Here is a 17,631-nt window from a genome sequence, read left to right as displayed (position 1 = left end):
ATGTCATCTCGTTTCGGTTCCGCTGGGCTTGGCGACCATCGTCGGGTCCGGCGGCGACGACAGTTCTGCATCGGCACCTGAGGACGCTCCGGTCACGACGCCCCGACCCAGTGCCACACCGGCCAACGGCATCAGGCCGACCAGCGTCAAGGTGAAGTAGTTGTTCTCGGGTGTCAGCAAGTGCCCGCCCATCAACAGCCACGAGAAGAACAGCACGGCGCGCAGTTGCTGCGGCACGCGCGGCCGGTACAAGGCCGTGGCGAACAGCGCCACGAAGGCGACAAAGCCCAGGAAGCCGTATTCGAACAGCAGCTTGGCCCACGTGGGGTCGTGGAAGTCATAGGAGGACGAGGGGCCGAGCCGGTAGATGGTGCCGGGCCCGTGGCCCAGCCAGAAGCTCCAGGCATCGCTCATCATCGTGTCGGCGATCACACGGAAGGGCGCGATGTAGCGGATGTAGGCGCTGCTGCGCTCGGAGCCGAACTCGCCGACGCGACCGAGCGTGAACGACAGGTTCAACACGTCGCCCAGTGCCACCACCACCAGGCCGCCGACCAGCGCCACCGCGCCCAGCCTCAGCGCCGTGCGCAGGCCCAGCGGGAACAGCAGCCCGATGAACAGCGCCAGGATGCCGGTGCCCGAATAGGTGAGCAGCAGCGCCAGTGCGAACGCACCGATGCGCGGGAGGCGCTTGTAGAGCGCCACTTCGACCAGCAGCGCGAACGCCATCGTGAAAGAGAAGCCCGACGGCTCGCGGAAGAAGAAGCCGTTGGACTTGAACAGCGAACCGACTGGGATGACGGTGTTGAATCCGCTCGGCCCTCGCAGGATGAAGGGAATGGATTCGGTGAAGTCGAACAGCCACGGGGGCTTCATCACGAACTGGGCGAAGAACTGCGCGATGCCCGCGAAGGCGCAGAACAGCGCGATGTTGGAGAAGCAGCGCATCACCCAGTCGGCGTCGTTGCGCCCGGTGGGGTCGGGCTTGAGAACGAACACGAAGGGCAGGAACATCACCACCAGCAGCAGCAGCGAAGAGAACGACGAGCGGTCGATCAGCGAGAAGTTCAGGTTGGTCAGCATGCTGGCCGCAGCGATGGCGATGCACAGCACATAGAGGAACACGCGCTCGACCGCAAAGCTCAGCCGGCTGGATGCCAGGGCCACGCCGAGCACGCCGAACATCGCCAGCAAGGTGACGTTGGCCGAGTAGCTGCCGAAGTTCAGCCCGAAGCGCTGCAACACGGTGGTGGAGAGCAGCAGGAAGACGATGGAGCCCCGCAGCAGCATGCCCTGGTGCCGCGTGCGGTCGGCGTCGAGCGGATCCAGGTCGATCGGCGCGGTGGCGGCAAGGCTGCTGTGCATGGCGTGGGCAGGAAGGCGGCGTGGCGTCAGCGCTGCCAGACGCGGATGTAGTCGATCTCGAGGCTGGCCGGCAGCGACGCGGCGTTCGGCGGGCCGGGCCAGTTGCCGCCGATGGCCAGGTTGACCAGCACATGGGCGGCACCGGCGTCCTGGCCGTTGTTGTGCACCCAGAGGTAATCGCGGTCGGTCACCAGCACGCCGTCCACGTAGTGGCGCACGCTGTCGGGCGTCCACTCGACCGAGAACACGTGGAACTGCTCGGCGAAGTCGGTGCCCGGCACGTAGGTCTTCTGCGCGTCGAGCTTGCTGACGCGCTGCCTGGCGTTCTTGGTGCCCACGCCGTGCAGGAAGTGGAAGCTGCGCCGGGTGCCGCCTTCGCCGTTGTTCACGATCTCCACCACGTCGATCTCGGGCGGCCAGGTCTGGTCTTGCGGGTTGAGCCAGAACGCGGGCCAGGTGCCCCGGCCCGGCGGCGCCTTCATGCGGATCTCGTACACGCCGTACTGGCCGCTCCAGCGCGAGCGCAGCATGCCGCTCTCCACCTTGCCCGGCTTCAGTTCGCCGGGCGCCCGGGCCACCAGCGACAGGCCGGTGTCGGTGAAGACGTGGTTGTGGTTGTCGCGGTAGCGGCTCCACTCGTCGTTCACGTGATCGAGCGTGCCGTTGGCGAAGATGTAGCGGGTGAAGAACTCCTTGCGCAGCGCGGCGTCGTCACGGATCAGCGTCTTGAAATCCCAGTTCTTCACCAGCTTGTAGCCCGACTCGCGCACCGGCGCGACCGGCTGGCGGGGCACGCTGGCGGCCACGCTTCCGCCCTGCGGCTGTTGCGCGCACGCCGTCAGCAGGCCGGGCCCGCAGGTGGCCGCAGCGGCCATCACGGCCAGGCGGGCGGTGAGGAGGCGGCGGTTGTTCATTGCGCCGGCGGCTGCGGTTGGACCTTGGGAGGCCGGGCACGTGCGGAGCGTGCGTCGATGGCCTGCTGGTACAGCACCCGCGTCGTGACGCCGATGCCGGCCCAGGTGCTGCCGGGCGGCAGGGGTCGCGGCATGGCGCGGTGGATCACCGCGTCGGCCAGCGCCGTGGACAGTGCGCCGATGTCTTCGGGCGGCACCAGCGCGCCCTGCGTGCCGTGCTGCAGGTCTTCGGCAAAGATGCCGACGCGGCTGGCGATCATCCACTTGCCGAGCGACTTGACGAGGTAGTACACGCCGCTGGCGTCGATCTGGCGGTAGGGGAACACGAAGGCGTGGGCCTGGGCGAACAGGTCGGCCATCTCCTGTTCGGAGAGGCGCTGCAGGCGCAGGTCGAAACAGTCGCCGAGCTTCAGTGCCTCGATGCGGGCCTGCAGCGGCGCGAGGTCCATGCGCGGCCGCCCGGCCACGATGAAGCGCGACTGGCGGCGCACGTCGGCGGGCAGGCGGGCCACCGCCTCGATCAGCACGTCGAGCCCCTTGTAGGGCTTGATCTCGCCGAACAGCACGAAGCTCCAGCGCGGGTCGTCGCGCCGCGGGCCGGCCGGCGACGGCGTGGCCTGCAGGCGCAGCGGGCCGTGCGGGATCACGGCCAGCTTGCTGGCGGACACGCCGCGCTTCACCAGGCGCTCGCGGCCGGCCAGGGTGTGCACGATCACGCGGTCGGCCAGCTTGATGGGCAGGTCGAACGCCAGGTTCTGCAGCAGCGACATGCGCTCGCCGTTGAAGGGCACCGTGTCGTGCACGGTCAGCACGACCGGGCAGCGCATGCGGATGAACAGGATGGCCAGCGTGTCGAGCGGCGGCACCACCACCCACTGGAAGTGCACGACCGCCGGGCGGCGCACCACCACGCGCCGGCACAGCTGCAGCAGGCCGACCGCGTGCGACAGGCCCTTGGCCAGCGCGCGCAGCGCGCGCGGCAGGCCCGGGGCCTCGTCGATGACCTTGTAGAAGAAGGCGTCGACGTGGGCCTCGGGGAGTTCGGGGCGGTCGCCCTTGCGCGTGGGCCGCACGGCCCACGTGGGCTGAACACCGGCCGCAAGCAGGCCTTCGGTGAGCGCCGCGTCGTAGGGTGCGGTGAACAGCGAGGGGTCGACCAGCAGAACGTTCAAGGTAGACGGGTTCATCAGGCGGGGGCTCTCGTTTCAGCGGGCCACAGGGGGGCGGCCAGCACCGGCTGCCAGGCCTGCTCGCGCCGGCCCACCAGACCCGACAGGAAGCCCAGCGCCCAGGCCGTGTGCATGGTGGCGGCGGCTACCCCGGCCAGCAGGCCGCAGGCCGAGCGGTGCCGCACCGCCATCAGCAGCGACGTGAGCAGCAGCACGCCGACGTAGAACGCCGGCCACGCCAGCAGCCCGGCGAACCAGGGACTGATCGCGACGGCCAGCACCGACAGCAGCAGGTGCGCGGGCACGGCGAGCTGCCGCAGGCGCAGCGAGCCCGGATGGCGGCGCGCGGTGCGCGAGCGTCCGGCGCCGTAGCGGAAGTACTGGCGCGCCAGCGCCGGCAGGCTGCTGCGCGGGTGGTAGCCGAGGCGGATGTCGGCGTCCAGGTAGATGCGGGCACCGAGGGCACGCTGCCGGCAGTCGAGCTCGGCGTCCTCGTTGTGCGTGAAGCTTTCGTCGTAGCCGCCGGCGCGGCGGAACATGTCCATGCGGAACGCGGCATGGTGGCCATGGTCGACAAAGCCGCTGCGGTGGCCGCCGCGATGCGCCGAGCCGCCGGTGCCGACCGGCGAATTGGACACCCAGGCCACGGCGCGCTCGAGGCAGCCGTGGCCGATGGAATCCATGGGCACCACCACCGCATCGGCGCCGGAGCCGGCCAGCGTATCGAGCAGGCGCTGGCAGAAGCCGGCGGGGTAGACGGCGTGGGCGTCGCAGCGGATCAGCACGTCGGCCTCCCGGCCGAACTGCCGGGCCGCCAGGTTGAGCGCCGCACTCTGGATGCGCGCCGGGTTGTGCACCCATTGCACCGCGGGTTGCTGCGCTGCCACGGCCTGGACCTTCTCGACGGTACCGTCGGTGCTGCCGCCGTCGACGACCACGATCCGCCAGCTCGCAGAGGCCGGCGGATCCGCCAGCAGCCCTGCGAGCAGGCCGTCGATGTGGGCCTCCTCGTTGAGCGTGGGGATCACGAGCAGGACGCGGGTTGCGGCGGCCGGTGAGGCAGAAGGTTCGACAGGCATGGTGGGGTTCAGAGGAGCAGGAGCGCGCGCACCTCGGGCGTCAACGCAGCAGTGAACTCGGACAGGAAGCGCTCGATCTGCGGATAGGCCGCCGCTGCTTCGCGCGGGTCGGCGACGATGCGTGAGGCGCGCACCAGCGCGCCGTCTCGCAGGCGGCCCTGCAGCCCCTCGGCCAGCAGGTGCAGGCGGGTGTCGAACGCGTTCTGGCTGTAGATGCCGCCCATGCGGATCCAGTAGCTGACGGCCTCGGTGTGGTGCATGCTGCGCGCCACCATGCGCATGCCGTCGACGGGCGACATGCCTGCGGCCGCCACCCCCAGGCGGGCCGGGTCGAGCGACAGCACCTCGAAGCCGACCGCCGTGTAGCAGACCTCCGGCCGGTGCACCTTGACCTCCTGGCTCTGCTGCCGGGTGTAGGCCACCGCGAGCAGGATCTGTTCCCCGCGCACGTTCTGGTAGGTGCGCAGCAGGGTCTGGTCATAGGGTTGGCTGATGAGCCGTTCGCCGTCGCGGTCGACCGCCAGATCGACCTGCTCTCGCAGCGAGGGCACGAGCCGCCACTCGCCGATGACCGGGGGCACCGCCAGTTCGAGCTGCGGCAGCGGACCCGCGCCCGGCAGCCCGCGAGGCGTGAGCTGCCAGGCCGCCACGGCAGCCGCCAGCATCAGCAGGAACACGGCGAGGCTCGAACGCCAGGACAGGCCCGCGCGGGCGCGCGCCGATACCGTGGGCGCTGTCAGGGCCGCGCTCATTGCAGCGCCTCCTGCCGGACGCCGCGCAACGCGGGGAGCCGGCGCAGGGCCGTGTCGGCCAGCACCGTCATGCACAGCGCCGCGGCGAACAACACCATGCCCGAGAAACCATGAACGAAGCCCTGCCCCGCGGCGTCGCCGACGTGGTGGGTGATCAGCACCAGCACCACCACGCGCAGCACGTTGGAAGCGAACGAGATCGGCACGATCAGCACCGCGAGCACCGCATTGCGCAGGGCCGATGCGTGGCGGACCACGTTGAGGTAGAGCAGCCCGAAGGCCTCCAGCATGAACAGCGAGTTCAAGCCCGAACAGGCATCGGCCACCTGCAGCTTGTACTGGCCGACGGTCAGCACCACGCCGGCACGGGCGATCGGGTAGCCGGCGGCATGCAACAGATGTTCGACGACGTAAGAAACGCCGATCTTCAGGGGCTGCGTGATCGCATCGACCATCGAGCCCGGCATCGGGACGAGAAAGCACAGGAACAGGAAAGCGAACCACAGCCTTCGCGTGGTGGGCGCTCCCAGCAGCAGCAGCGAGCAGCCCAGCAGCACCGGCAGCAGCGAGGCCACTTCCAGGACCGGGAAGGACTGCGAACGCCCGAGCACGTAGACCAGCAGCCCCACGGCGAGCAGCAGCCAGCCAGGCACCGGCCGCCGCGCGCCGGCGCCTGCCGATCCGTCGGCGAGTGCCGGCCGGATCTGCCGGTAGAAGAGCCAGACGACGACCGCCAGCACGATGGGGCCGTGCGAGTGGGTGTCGGTCTGCCACAGGCCCTGCGCGAGGTCCGTGATGCTGGGCAGGTAGAGCAGCAGCAGCCCGGCCGCCACCGGTAGCAGCGGGCGAGCGGCGCGCGCAGCCCCGCCGGACGCTCCGGCCTCGCTCGAGACGGCCCGCTGCGCATCGACCCGTCCACCGGGTGCGCGCGCTGCGGGAACGTGAATATTCATCGGTGCAGTTTACGCACTTGCTGCGCCGCAACAAACGTGACGAGCGTGACTGTAGGTTTCTCCGGTTCAGAAGCGCGAGGCGGCCTCGAGACCGACCGTCCCGTGAGCCGTCGGCCGCCGGGCCGGGCGCGAACGCGGCAGCAGTGCCTGCTCGAAACGCGGCCTCAGCCAACGCGCCACAGGGCGGTAGTGGCGCTCGAACGCGAGATAGAGCCCGTAGGCCACCAGGTGCGAGAGCAGCACGCCGCCCACGATGGCCAGCCAGCGGGGCGCGCCGCGGGTCGTCTCCCAGACGACGACCAGCACGGTGTTGTGGATGAGATAGAGGCTGTAGCTGTAGGACGCGAAGAAGCGGCAGGCCCGTTCGACGGGAGCGGGAACGGAGCGAGCGTTCAGGAGATGGCACAGCACGCCGAACATCACCAGCGCGATCAGGGCCGCCGTCTGCAGGTCGTAGGGGTCGAAGCCGATCTTGGCTGCGCGGCCCACCAGCGCCACCGAACCCAGGGCCACCAGCCAGAAGGCCAGCCAGCCGCTGCGGCGGTAGGCCGGCAGCCGCGCGAACGCCCATCCGGCCGCCGCGCCGACGAGCCAGATCAGCGTCAGCGACTTGCCGCCGCCGGCAGCGGCGTTCCACACCAACACCGGAAAGCTCAGCGCGGCCAGCGGCCAGAGATAGCGGCGGCGCAGCCGCTCCTGGCACAGCACACAGAAGACGAAGAGGCCCATCGCGACGTAGATCCACATCTCGACCGACACGGTCCAGAACGGCTCGGCGGTGTTGTAGGGCCGGATGCGCCAGGGCATGTCGAGGCGCAGCATCTCGAGGAACTGGAAGAGGCTGTGGTCCTGCAGCTGCAGCAGGTTGCCGAGGAAGGGCCGCAGGCCGGTGTTGACCTCGGGCGCGCCCCAGTGCGAGGAGATCAGCCACCCGTTGGCCAGCACGATGAGCAGCAAGGCGGGCACGAAGGGCGTCATGATGCGGGCGACCCGATCGGCCAGGAAGCCGGGCAGGCGGGGACCGGGCCGTGCGGCCCAGTTCAGCATCGATTGCGTGATCAGGAAACCCGACAGCAGGAAGAAGACCGCCACCGCGAGGCTGCCGCCCGGGTAGCGGATCGTCCCGTCGAAGTGGATCAGCACGATGTGCGAGCCGATCACCAGGTTGGCGGCAATCGCCCTGAGCGCGTCGAGATAGGCCGTGGCGGCCGCACCGATGGGCGGTGCGGCGAGCGGGGAGGACGGCGCTCGCGCGTTCATGACCGGGCGTCGGAGGCGGGGCGCGTCAGCGGCGGCTCGTGCGCAGCGGCGCCAGGACGGGCTCGAGTGCCGATTTCCAGCGCTCGTAGCCCTGCGCCGACAGGTGCAGCCTGTCGGTCGCGAAGTAGCGCGGGTCGATCGATCCGTCGGGCGCCGACAACGGCTCGGCCAGTTCGACCACGCTGACGCCCGCCTGCCGATCCGCGAGCGCCCGGATGCCGGCGTTGAGCTCCCTCCACTTCGCCGGATCGATCGGCGCCTGCGGGTGGGCGCGTGGCGGCACGGTGCAGACGACGATCGGCAACCCGCGGTCGTGCCGGCGCGCCATCTCGATCATCGCGACGAGGTTGAACACGGTGTCGGCCGGGGCCTGCTGGGCGCTGAGGTCGTTGGTGCCGATCTGGATCACCACGGCCGTCGGTTGAAGATCGAGCACGTCCTCCTGGAAACGGAACAGCAGGCCGCGGCTGACGTCGCCGCCGATGCCCCGGTTGGCCACCGGCTCGGAGGGGAAGTCCTGCTTCAGCGTGCGCCAGCCGGCGACCAGCGAATCGCCGGCGAACACCACCCGGCCCCGCTCGTGCTCGCGCTGCCGCCAGAACTCGCGGCGGTTGTCGACCATCCAGCCGAAGACGCGCACGACGCCCTTGCCCGGCCACTGCGAGGCTTCGGACGGGTAGGCGGTCGGACCGGACACGGCGGCCGCCTGTGCAGGCTGCGCCGCTGCGGCGGGCGCCAGGCCCGTCAGACCGGTCAGGACCAGCAGCCAGACGGCGAGGTATCGGGTGAACAAGGCGTCTCCTGCGTTGGGGGTCGCAGGAGTTTGAGCGGCGGTGCGTGCATTTCCCTGCAACAACAGGGCAGAGGCGTAACCAGGAGCGACGTCCGGACGGGAGGCTGCGTACAGCCTGTCACGTCGACGCGATGCGAGAGCGGGACGCGCTCAGTCCGGCGCGTGGCCTTCGGCCCTTGCCTGCCGCCGCATCAACCGCTCCAACGCCTGCGCCGGCGTCAGCCGTCCGTCGAGCACCGCCACCACGGCGGCGGTGATGGGCATGTCGACGCCCAGCGCCTGGGCACGTGCCAGCACGGTGGCGGCGCTGTACACGCCCTCGGCCACGTGGCCCAGCGCGGCCAGCACTTCGGGCAGCGAGCGCCCCTGGGCCAGTTGCAGGCCGACCTGGCGGTTGCGTGACAGGTCGCCGGTGGCGGTGAGCACCAGGTCACCCAGGCCGCTGAGGCCCATGAAGGTGTCCACGCGCGCGCCCAGCGCCGTGCCCAGGCGCGTGATCTCGGCCAGGCCGCGGGTGACGAGCGCCGCACGCGCGTTGAGGCCCAGGCCCATGCCATCGGCAATGCCGGTGGCGATGGCGATGACGTTCTTGACCGCGCCACCGACCTCCACGCCCACGGGGTCGGCGGAGGTGTAGACGCGCAGCGATTCGCTGTGGAAGGCCTCGACGGCCTGGTTGCGCAGCGCCTCGTCGGTGCTGGCGGCCACCAGCGCGGTGGGCTGGCCGCGGGCCACCTCGAGCGCGAAGCTCGGTCCCGACAGCACGCCCACGCGGGCCGCCGGCGCCACCTCGCGCGCCACCTCGTGGCCCAGCGCGCCGGTGCCGGCCTCGAAGCCCTTGCACAGCCACCACAGACCGGCGCCACTGGCAGCGCAGCGGGCCAGCATCTCGCGCAGGCCCGACATGGGGGTGGCGATGACGATCAGGCCGCCATCCGCCTGGGCGTGCGCGATCGCCGCGTCCAGGTCGGCCGTGAGACGCAGCGCGGCGGGCAGCGCCACGCCGGGCAGGTAGCGCCGGTTGTCGCGGCTGGCCTCGATGTGCGCGGCCTGGGCGGCATCGCGCGCCCACAGCAGGGTGTCGTGCCGCGGCGCGATGCCGACGGAGAGGGCCGTGCCCCAGGCACCGGCGCCGAGGACCGTGATGCGCATGCGCGTCGGGCCGGGCGGGCGGCGCGGATCAGGCGTTGGTGATGATCGGCGAGCCGCCGTTGCCGTTGCTCACCGCACCCTGCTGCTGCGCGGCGGCCTGCTGCTGAGCTTCGTACATGGCCTGGAAGTTCACCTCGGCCAGGTGCACCGGCGGGAAGCCGGCACGGGTGATGATGTCGGCCACCGTCGCGCGCAGGTAGGGGTAGACGATGCCGGGGCAGGCGATGCCCAGCACCGGCTGCGTCTGGCCGTCGGGCAGGTTGCGGATCTCGAAGATGCCGGCCTGCTTGGCTTCGCACAGGAACAGCGTCTTGTCGGCGACCTTGGTGGTGACCGTGGCGGTCACCGACACCTCGTAGATGCCGTCGGCCACGGTCTCGGCATTGACGGCCAGGCTGATGTCGACCTGCGGCTGCGACTGCTCGAGCAGGATCTGCGGCGAATTGGGCTGCTCCAGCGACACGTCCTTGAGGTAGACGCGCTGGATCTGGAACACGGGGTTGGAGTCTTGCTCGGCCATGGTGGGCATCCGTCAGGGGCTGGGCCGGCTCGAACCGCGGGGCCGTGGGAGGCATCGCGGGCTGGAGGGCCTTGAACAAACAAACGGCCCGCCGTCGTCGACGTCGGCGGGCCCTGGGGCATGGAACCGCCGGATTATGTCGCAGCGGGGTGGCAGCGGCCGGCTTGCCGGCCTGCCGTCAGTCAGGCCGGGGACTGCTGCAGCAGCGGCATCAGGCCGCCGCGCTGGTCGAGTGCGATGAGTTCGTCGCAGCCGCCCACATGGGTGTCGCCGATGAAGATCTGCGGCACGGTGCGCCGGCCGGTCGCCTGCATCATGGCGTCGCGCTGCGCAGGATCGAGGTCGATGCGGATTTCCTCGATCTGCTCCACGCCGCGCTGCTTCAGCAGTGCCTTGGCCCGGATGCAGAACGGGCAGACCTGGGTGGTGAACATCTTGACGGTGGAGGACGACATGGCGGGCAATCGGTGGAACGAGCCGCCAGTGTCACGGAATCGACACGTCCTTGCCGGGCTGCGGGTTTGATTTGCGCGGCAATGCGCGGCATTTGGCGCTATCTCGGCGATAGACCCCGGCCCGCTCAAGCCGCCGACTTCTCCACCGGCAGTTGCGCCTCACGCCAGGCCGCCAGGCCGCCGATCACGGTGCTGGCCTTCTCGTAGCCGAGCTTGCGCAAGGTGGCGACGGCGCGGTTGGCCCGCGCGCCGGTCGGGCAGATCACCAGCACCGGCAGGCTCTTGTTGGTGGGCAGGCCCTTGGCGCCGCTCTCCAGCCCGGCGAGCGGGATGTTCCGGGCGTTGCTGGCATGGCCGGCGGCGTACTCGGCGGGCTCGCTCACGTCGATCAGCACCGCCTTCTCGCGGTTGATCAGCATCACCGCCTCGGCGGTGGACACGCGGTTCGGGCCGCCGCCGCGAGCGATCAGCGGCCAGACCAGAAGACCGCCCGAGGCGAGCGCAGCGAGGACCAGATACCAGTTGTCGAGGAGAAACTTCACGGTGGGGGCGCGCGCGGCCGGCGCGGTCAGGGAGGCGGAAAGACAGCGATTCTAGAATCTGCGGCTATTCCCATTGCTGCCGCGACCCGCCTCATGACCCAACTCGTGCTGATCCGCCACGGCGAATCGACCTGGAACCTCGAGAACCGCTTCACCGGATGGACCGACGTGGAGCTCACCCCCACCGGCGTGGCCCAGGCCCAGCAGGCCGGCCGGTTGCTGAAGCAGGCCGGCATCGATTTCGACACCGTCTACACCTCGGTGCTCAAGCGCGCGATCTGGACCGCCTGGCACTGCCTCGACGGCATGGACCGCACCTGGCTGCCGGTCATCAAGGACTGGCGCCTCAACGAGCGCCACTACGGCGGCCTGCAGGGCCTGAACAAGGCCGACATGGCCAAGCAGTTCGGCGACGAGCAGGTGCTGCTCTGGCGTCGCAGCTACGACGTGCCGCCGCCGCCGCTGGAGGCGAACGACCCGCGCAGCGAGCGCGGCGACGCGCGCTACGCGAAGCTCGCGGCCAACCAGGTGCCGCTGACCGAATGCCTGAAGGACACCGTGGCGCGCGTGCTGCCGCTCTGGTACGGCACGCTGGCCCCGGCCATCGCCGCCGGCCAGCGGCTGGTGATCGTGGCGCACGGCAACAGCATCCGCGCGCTGGTGAAGCACCTGAACAACATCTCCGACGCCGACATCGTGGGCGTGAACATCCCGAACGGCATCCCGCTGGTCTACGACCTCGACGCCAACCTGAAGCCGACCTCGAAGTACTACCTGGGCGGGGCCGACGCCGCCGCGCAGGCGGCCTCGGTGTCCGCGCTGCAGGCGGACGGCTGAGACCGCGCCCTCAGCCCACCAGGCCGTAGAGCCGCTCCGGCACCACGCGCAGCACGAGCTGCAGGTCGGTCGCCCGGCCGGTGATCTGGCAGCCCGGCTGGGCGGTGTCGCGCGGCGTGGTGCGCACCGTGGGCAGGCCGGCGCGGTCGGTGATGGCCGCCACCATCGGCGCATGGGCGCTGGGCCCGCGGCGCGTGACGACCGCCAGTTCGCCGGAGGCGAGCCGCACGAAGTCGCCCGGCGGGTAGATGCCGTATTCCTTGATCAGCGCCGCCGCCAGCGGGCTGCCACCGCTTTGCTGGAACAGTTGCTTCGCGGCCTCCTGCATCGACAGCGGTGCACGGCCGCTGCGCAGGCTGATCTTGGCCAGGAACACGTCGGCCAGCCTCAGCGCGACGGCCGCTTCGCAGACCTCGCCCAGCCCCTGCGGGTAGCCGCCGCCGCCGGGCTGTTCGTGGTGCTCGAGCACGGTCTGCAGCCAGGCTTCGTCGTGTACCCCGGCGGCGCGCAGGCGGTCCACGGCCTGCTGCGGGTGCGCGCGAATCTGTGCGAGCTGCGAAGCCGTCGGGCGCTCACCGTGGACCGCGAGCGCGCCCTGCAGGTCGAGTGTGGTGACGTTCATGGTCAGTGCGGCGCGCACCAGCGTTGCCACGCGCTCCTCGGCCCAGCCGGCACGACGCGCCATCAACTGGCCCGCCAGCGCGGTGTGCAACGCATGCGCCACGCCGTACTCCGACAGGCGCCGCGGGTCCTGGCGGATCGAGCCGTAGATCGCCACATCGGGATCGCGATCGACCAGCGCGATGAACTCGCCGGCGAAGGCATCGACGAGCGCCGGGAAGTCGTCGCCGCGGCCCAGGCTGCGCAGCAGTTGGTCGAGCCGGCGGTTCATCTGCGCCCAGTGGTCGAACAGCGTGAGCTGCCGCTCCGGCTTCTTGCCCTGGGCCGTCTCCTGCAGTACCCGCTGCCAGGCCTTGATCTCCTCGACGTCGGCATAGGCGCCGCGATCGAGCAGCGCCTCGAGCTGGGCCTCGCTGGCCACGACCTGGCCGCAGGCCAGCAGCAGCTGGCCCTCCTCGTTGCGCACGCCGAACGGCAAGGGCACACCGACCTTGATGTGGTGCGCGACCAGTTTGAGCAGCTGCATGGCGTCCCCTCGACGTTCGACCGCTCTCTGTGCCGGTGACGGCGGAGCGTGCGGGAACAGTAGGGGGTGATCGAAGGCGCAGCAATGCGGACATAGCCGCACTGCGCACGTCACGTGGTCGGTGGCGTTTGCAGGGCTTCGTCGATCGTGGCGCGCAGGCGCTCGGCGAGCGCGCGGCGATCGGCCTGCGCGCTGGCCTGCGGCGCGAGGAACTGCACGTGCACCTGCAAGCCCTCGGCGCAGGCCACCCACCACAGGCTCTGCACCAGCGTGGTGTCGCCGACGTAGGCCACCGCCCTGCTGACCTCGTCGTGCCGGTCGCGGTAGCGCAGCGCCACCGGCTGCACCGGCGTGCCGGTGGCGATGGAGGCCTGCAGCAGGTTGGCGTGGAAGGGCAGCAGCGCGTGGCCCTCGCCGGTGGTGCCTTCGGGGAACACCGCCACGGTATCGCCGGCCGTCAGCGCCTCGGCCATCTGGTGCACCACGCGCAGCGCGTCGCGCTTGCGCTCGCGCTCGAGGTAGAGGCTGTCGGCCGCCTCGGTCAGCCGGCTCAGCAGCGGCCAGTGCCTGACGTCCGCCTTGGACACGAAGCGCGCCTGCGGGCAGAAGGCGTGGATGGCCACGATGTCCAGCCAGGAGATGTGGTTCGCGACCAGCAACGCCCCGCCGGGCCAGGGTTCGCCGCTGCGCCGGGCACCGACCCCGGCCACACGCAGCATCTTGCCGGCCCACCAACGCACGCGCTCGCGCCGCTCGGCGCGCCCCAGCGCACGGAACATCGTCAGCACGATGGCCAGGCCGTGCAGCACGTGCAGCAGCACGCGCAGCAGCCGCCACGCGGCACGCAGTCGGCGCAGCATCAGGGCGCGGCGGTGAAGCGGCGAGCGTTCATGCCGCGTCGCGCGCGGCTTCGTGCGCCACGTGGCCCGCCACCAGCGTGGCGCGCACGCGCCCCGGCAGCGCGAAGCCGCTGGTGTCGAAGGCGAACGGCGTGTGCTTGCCCTGGCTGCGCAGCGCCGCCGGCGCGACCGTCCAGCGCGCCTCGGGGTCGAACACGCAGACATCGGCCACCCCGCCCTCGACGAGGCGGCCCGCGCTGGAGGCGAGCGAGCCGAGCGCATCGCCCAGCACCCGCACCGGCTCGCAGCTCACGGTGGCGAGCGCACGGCGCAGGCCGGCGCCGCCCTCCTCGCCCCACTTGAGCGCCAGGCTCAGCAGCAGCTCCAGGCCGGTGGCACCGGGTTCGGCCTCCGCGAACGGCAGGGTCTTGGCGTCCTCGTCGACCGGCGTGTGGTCGGACACCAGCGCGTCGATCGTGCCGTCGGCCAGACCGGCGCGCAGCGCATCGCGGTCGCGCTGCTGGCGCAGCGGCGGCACCAGGCGCATCGCGGGGTTGAAGTAGCCGATGTCGAGGTCGGTCAGGTGCAGCGAGTTGATGCTGACGTCGGCCGTGACCGGCAGCCCCTCGGCCTTGGCCGCGCGCAGCAGCGTCACGCCGGCCGCGCTGGACAGCCGGCACAGGTGCACGCGCGCACCGCTGGAGCGCACCAGCTCGAACAGCGTGTGCAGCGCGATCGTCTCGGCGGCCACCGGCACGCCCGACAGCCCCAGCCGCGTGGCGACCGCGCCGCTGGCCGCCACGCCCGAGCCCAGCCACGGGTCGTTCGGGCGCAGCCACACCGTGTAGCCGAAGGTGGCCGCGTACTGCAGCGCGCGCGACAGCACCTGGGTGTCGCGCAGCACCGCATCGGCCTGCGAGAAGCCCACGCAGCCGGCCTCGGTGAGCTCGGCCATCTCGGTCAGCACCTCGCCGGCGAGGCCGCGCGTCAGGGCGCCGAGCGGGAACAGGCGGCAGCGGCTGAGCTTGCGGGCGCGGAACTTGAGCATCTCCACCAGGCCGGGCTCGTCGAGCGTGGGGTCGGTGTCGGGCAGGCAGACCAGGCTGGTCACGCCACCGGCGGCGGCCGCCGCCAGCTCGCTCTCGAGCATGCCCTCGTGCTCGTGGCCGGGTTCGCGCAGGCGCGCGGCCAGGTCCACCAGGCCGGGCGCCACCACCAGGCCGGCGGCGTCGATCGTGCGTTCCGCGGCGAAATCGGCCGGCACCTTGCCGATGGTGAGGATGCGGCCGTTGGCGATGGCGATGTCGGCCCGCTCGTCGCGGCCCGAGGCCGGGTCGACCACGCGGCCGTTGCTGATCAGGATCTTCATGCGTTGTTCCCCGCGATCGTGCTCATGACCGCCATGCGCACCGCGATGCCGAAGGTCACCTGCGGCAGGATCACGCTCTGGCGGCCGTCGACCACCGCCGAGTCGATCTCGACGCCGCGGTTGATCGGGCCCGGGTGCATCACGATGGCGTCGGGCTTCGCGAGCGCGAGCTTCTCCTCGGTGAGGCCGAAGCTCTTGAAGTACTCGCCGGCGCTGGGCAGCAGTGCGCCGCTCATGCGCTCGTTCTGCAGGCGCAGCATGATCACCACGTCGGCGTCGCGGATGCCTTCGCTCATGTCGTGGCAGACGCGCACGCCCATGTGCTTCAGGTCGGCCGGCACCAGGGTGCGCGGGCCGACCGCCCTCACCTCCGCCGCGCCCAGCGTGGTGAGCGCATGGATGTCGGAGCGCGCCACGCGCGAGTGCACGATGTCGCCGACGATCGCCACCACGAGGTTGCTGAAGTCCTTCTTGTAGTGGCGGATGGTGTACATGTCGAGCAGCCCCTGCGTGGGGTGCGCGTGGCGGCCGTCGCCGGCGTTGACCACGTGCACGTGCGGCGCCACGTGCTGCGCGATCAGGTAGGGCGCGCCGCTCTCGGCGTGGCGCACCACGAACATGTCGGCATGCATCGCCGACAGGTTGGCGATGGTGTCGAGCAGGCTCTCGCCCTTGGCGGTGGAGCTGCGCGCGATGTCGAGGTTGATGACGTCGGCCGACAGCCGCTTGGCGGCGATCTCGAAGGTGGTGCGCGTGCGGGTGCTGTTCTCGAAGAACAGGTTGAACACGCTCTTGCCGCGCAGCAGCGGCACCTTCTTCACCTCGCGGTCGTTGACGCTCAGGAAGGTGCCCGCGGTGTCGAGGATCTGCGTCAGCACCGCCTTCGGCAGGCCTTCGATCGACAGCAGGTGGATCAGCTCGCCGTGGGCGTTGAGCTGCGGGTTGCGCTTGTTCAGCATCAGGCGCTTTCGAGTTGGAGGGTGAAGCCGCCGGCCTCGTCGCGCACCAGCGCCAACCGCTGGTTCCGCGGCACCACCACGCGGGCGGCCGACACGGCGGGCTCGATCGGCAGTTCGCGTCCGCCGCGGTCGACCAGCACCGCCAGGCCGACGCTGGCCGGACGGCCGAAGTCGAACAGTTCGTTGATCACCGCGCGCACCGTGCGGCCGGTGTAGAGCACGTCGTCGATCAGCAGGATGTGGCGCCCCTCGATCTCGAACGGCAGCGCCGTGGCGTCGGTGGTGGCGCTCATGCCGCGCGAGCCGAAGTCGTCGCGGTGCAGCGCGCTCGAGATCACGCCGTGGCGGCCGGCCAGCCCCAGATCGCGCTGCAGCCGCTCGGCCAGCCACGCGCCGCCGGACCAGATGCCGACCAGCACCGTGTCGGGCTTGAGCAGCGGCCGCACCCGCGCCAGCAGATCGGCGTAGAGCGCTTCCGCGTCGAGGTGCAGGGTCGTCATGCGTGCTCCCGGAAATACTGTTCGAGCAGGATCGCCGCGGCGGCGGCATCGGCGTCGCGCGCCCCGTCGGCCAGGGCCTCGGTGGTGGACCAGCGCTCGTCGACCTCGTGCACCGGCAGCCGGAAGCGGCCATGCAGCTGGCGGGCGAAACGCTGCGCGCGCCGGGTATTGTCGTGCGGCGCGCCGTCGGGGTGGAACGGCACGCCGACCACCAGCGCGGCCGGCTGCCATTCGGCGATCAGCTTCGCGATGGCGTCGAAGCGCGCGTCGCCCTCGGCCGCCACGGTGCGCAGCGGCTGCGCGCTGCGCGTCAGCGTGTTGCCGGTGGCCACCCCGGTGCGCTTGAGGCCGAAATCGAAAGCGAGCAGGGTCTGCAGGGGCTGCGGGGCGCCGGCCGGCTCAGGCATGGCCCGCTTCGCTGCTCAGCATGCGCGGGTCGATGCCCAGCAGCGACAGCGCCTTGTCGTAGCGCTGCTCGGTCGGCGTCTCGAAGATCACCTCTGGCTTCGCGTCGACGGTGATCCAGCCGTTGCGGGCGATCTCGTCCTCCAGCTGGCCGGCGCTCCAGCCGGCATAGCCCAGCGTGACCAGCACGCGCTTCGGGCCGGCACCGCTGGCCAGGGCCTCGAGCACGTCCTTGCTGGTGGTCATGGCCATGCCGCCGGGGATGCGCAGCGAGGAGGTGTAGGTGGCGCCGTCGGCGTCGATGTCGGCCGCGTCGTCCTCGCCGCGCTCGTGCAGCACGAAGCCGCGCTCGGTCTGCACCGGCCCGCCGAGGTAGACCGGCTGCTCCGCCAGCTCCTCGCGGTCGAGCGGCAGGTCGACCTTCTCGAACAGGCGGCCCAGCTTGATGTCGCTGGGCTTGTTGATCACCAGGCCGAGCGCGCCGCGCTCGGTGTGCTCGCACAGGTAGACCACCGAGCCGGCGAAGTTGTCGTCGGCCATGCCGGGCATGGCGATCAGGAACTGATTCGTCAGGTTGGTGGCGGAGTCCGAGCCCATGCGGCGATTGTAGTGACCGGGCAC

20 protein-coding genes are annotated in these 17,631 nt (G+C 71.0%); 1 reads left to right on the top strand and 19 read right to left on the bottom strand.

What is annotated here, in order from left to right:
- Positions 1-3 precede the first annotated feature (3 nt).
- The 12 genes from C1M51_RS12815 to C1M51_RS12760 all read right to left on the bottom strand — a co-directional run bounded on the left by C1M51_RS12815 (position 4) and on the right by C1M51_RS12760 (position 10,954).
- Positions 4-1,365 (bottom strand): hypothetical protein, encoded by a 1,362-nt coding sequence (locus C1M51_RS12815; protein ID WP_129450297.1) that lies wholly within the window; start codon positions 1,363-1,365, stop codon positions 4-6.
- Between the two features lie 26 nt (positions 1,366-1,391).
- Positions 1,392-2,279, bottom strand: coding sequence for a family 16 glycosylhydrolase (locus C1M51_RS12810; protein ID WP_129450295.1), 888 nt, complete (start codon positions 2,277-2,279; stop codon positions 1,392-1,394).
- Positions 2,276-3,466, bottom strand: a complete 1,191-nt coding sequence (locus C1M51_RS12805; RefSeq protein ID WP_129450293.1) for a glycosyltransferase — start codon at positions 3,464-3,466, stop codon at positions 2,276-2,278. The genes C1M51_RS12810 and C1M51_RS12805 overlap by 4 nt, the downstream gene beginning before the upstream one ends.
- The gene (locus C1M51_RS12800; protein ID WP_129450291.1) at positions 3,466-4,527 is read right to left on the bottom strand and encodes a glycosyltransferase family 2 protein; all 1,062 of its coding nucleotides are present in this window, start codon (positions 4,525-4,527) and stop codon (positions 3,466-3,468) included. The genes C1M51_RS12805 and C1M51_RS12800 overlap by 1 nt, the downstream gene beginning before the upstream one ends.
- Positions 4,528-4,535: 8 nt before the next feature.
- Positions 4,536-5,279: an exosortase C-terminal domain/associated protein EpsI gene (locus tag C1M51_RS12795; protein ID WP_129450289.1), complete on the bottom strand. Its 744-nt coding sequence runs from the start codon at positions 5,277-5,279 to the stop codon at positions 4,536-4,538.
- A complete protein-coding gene (gene xrtB, locus C1M51_RS12790; protein WP_129450287.1) occupies positions 5,276-6,232 on the bottom strand; it encodes an exosortase B in 957 nt (318 codons plus the stop codon). The genes C1M51_RS12795 and xrtB overlap by 4 nt, the downstream gene beginning before the upstream one ends.
- A gap of 66 nt (positions 6,233-6,298) precedes the next feature.
- Positions 6,299-7,492: an acyltransferase gene (locus tag C1M51_RS12785; protein ID WP_129450286.1), complete on the bottom strand. Its 1,194-nt coding sequence runs from the start codon at positions 7,490-7,492 to the stop codon at positions 6,299-6,301.
- Between the two features lie 25 nt (positions 7,493-7,517).
- Entirely contained in the window at positions 7,518-8,285 is a 768-nt protein-coding gene (locus tag C1M51_RS12780; protein WP_129450284.1) for an SGNH/GDSL hydrolase family protein, read from the bottom strand.
- A gap of 150 nt (positions 8,286-8,435) precedes the next feature.
- A complete protein-coding gene (locus C1M51_RS12775; protein WP_011828317.1) occupies positions 8,436-9,437 on the bottom strand; it encodes an NAD(P)H-dependent glycerol-3-phosphate dehydrogenase in 1,002 nt (333 codons plus the stop codon).
- A 28-nt stretch (positions 9,438-9,465) separates the two neighbouring features.
- The gene (secB, locus tag C1M51_RS12770; RefSeq protein WP_036230692.1) at positions 9,466-9,957 is read right to left on the bottom strand and encodes a protein-export chaperone SecB; all 492 of its coding nucleotides are present in this window, start codon (positions 9,955-9,957) and stop codon (positions 9,466-9,468) included.
- Between the two features lie 182 nt (positions 9,958-10,139).
- Complete coding sequence (gene grxC / locus C1M51_RS12765) at positions 10,140-10,412, bottom strand: glutaredoxin 3 (protein ID WP_129450282.1); 273 nt, start codon at positions 10,410-10,412, stop codon at positions 10,140-10,142.
- 125 nt (positions 10,413-10,537) lie between these two features.
- Positions 10,538-10,954 (bottom strand): rhodanese-like domain-containing protein, encoded by a 417-nt coding sequence (locus tag C1M51_RS12760; protein ID WP_011828314.1) that lies wholly within the window; start codon positions 10,952-10,954, stop codon positions 10,538-10,540.
- A 93-nt stretch (positions 10,955-11,047) separates the two neighbouring features.
- Here C1M51_RS12760 and gpmA point away from each other — a divergent pair, with 93 nt between their 5' ends.
- A complete protein-coding gene (gene gpmA, locus C1M51_RS12755; protein WP_129450280.1) occupies positions 11,048-11,791 on the top strand; it encodes a 2,3-diphosphoglycerate-dependent phosphoglycerate mutase in 744 nt (247 codons plus the stop codon).
- Positions 11,792-11,801: 10 nt separating this feature from the next.
- On the opposite strand, the gene C1M51_RS12750 is transcribed toward gpmA, so the two are convergent.
- The 7 genes from C1M51_RS12750 to C1M51_RS12720 form a co-directional block, all read right to left on the bottom strand.
- The gene (locus C1M51_RS12750) at positions 11,802-12,938 is read right to left on the bottom strand and encodes an HD-GYP domain-containing protein (RefSeq protein ID WP_129450278.1); all 1,137 of its coding nucleotides are present in this window, start codon (positions 12,936-12,938) and stop codon (positions 11,802-11,804) included.
- A 110-nt stretch (positions 12,939-13,048) separates the two neighbouring features.
- Complete coding sequence (locus C1M51_RS12745) at positions 13,049-13,798, bottom strand: 1-acyl-sn-glycerol-3-phosphate acyltransferase (protein WP_129450277.1); 750 nt, start codon at positions 13,796-13,798, stop codon at positions 13,049-13,051.
- Positions 13,799-13,826: 28 nt separating this feature from the next.
- The gene (locus C1M51_RS12740) at positions 13,827-15,146 is read right to left on the bottom strand and encodes a dihydroorotase (RefSeq protein WP_129450275.1); all 1,320 of its coding nucleotides are present in this window, start codon (positions 15,144-15,146) and stop codon (positions 13,827-13,829) included.
- The gene (locus C1M51_RS12735) at positions 15,143-16,105 is read right to left on the bottom strand and encodes an aspartate carbamoyltransferase catalytic subunit (protein ID WP_056325928.1); all 963 of its coding nucleotides are present in this window, start codon (positions 16,103-16,105) and stop codon (positions 15,143-15,145) included. The genes C1M51_RS12740 and C1M51_RS12735 overlap by 4 nt, the downstream gene beginning before the upstream one ends.
- Positions 16,105-16,605: a bifunctional pyr operon transcriptional regulator/uracil phosphoribosyltransferase PyrR gene (gene pyrR, locus C1M51_RS12730; protein ID WP_129450273.1), complete on the bottom strand. Its 501-nt coding sequence runs from the start codon at positions 16,603-16,605 to the stop codon at positions 16,105-16,107. Before pyrR ends, C1M51_RS12735 begins: the two co-directional genes overlap by 1 nt.
- The gene (ruvX, locus tag C1M51_RS12725) at positions 16,602-17,012 is read right to left on the bottom strand and encodes a Holliday junction resolvase RuvX (protein WP_129450271.1); all 411 of its coding nucleotides are present in this window, start codon (positions 17,010-17,012) and stop codon (positions 16,602-16,604) included. The genes pyrR and ruvX overlap by 4 nt, the downstream gene beginning before the upstream one ends.
- Positions 17,005-17,607 carry a YqgE/AlgH family protein gene (locus C1M51_RS12720; protein WP_129450269.1) on the bottom strand — a complete coding sequence of 201 codons (603 nt, stop codon included), beginning with the start codon at positions 17,605-17,607 and terminating at the stop codon, positions 17,005-17,007. The genes ruvX and C1M51_RS12720 overlap by 8 nt, the downstream gene beginning before the upstream one ends.
- Positions 17,608-17,631 lie beyond the last annotated feature (24 nt).

Source organism: Methylibium sp. Pch-M, from assembly GCF_004136295.1.
Classification (GTDB): Bacteria; Pseudomonadota; Gammaproteobacteria; order Burkholderiales; family Burkholderiaceae_C; genus Methylibium; species Methylibium petroleiphilum.
Note: the sequence above shows the minus strand (reverse complement) of the source record. Positions and strands in the feature narration are given on the sequence as shown.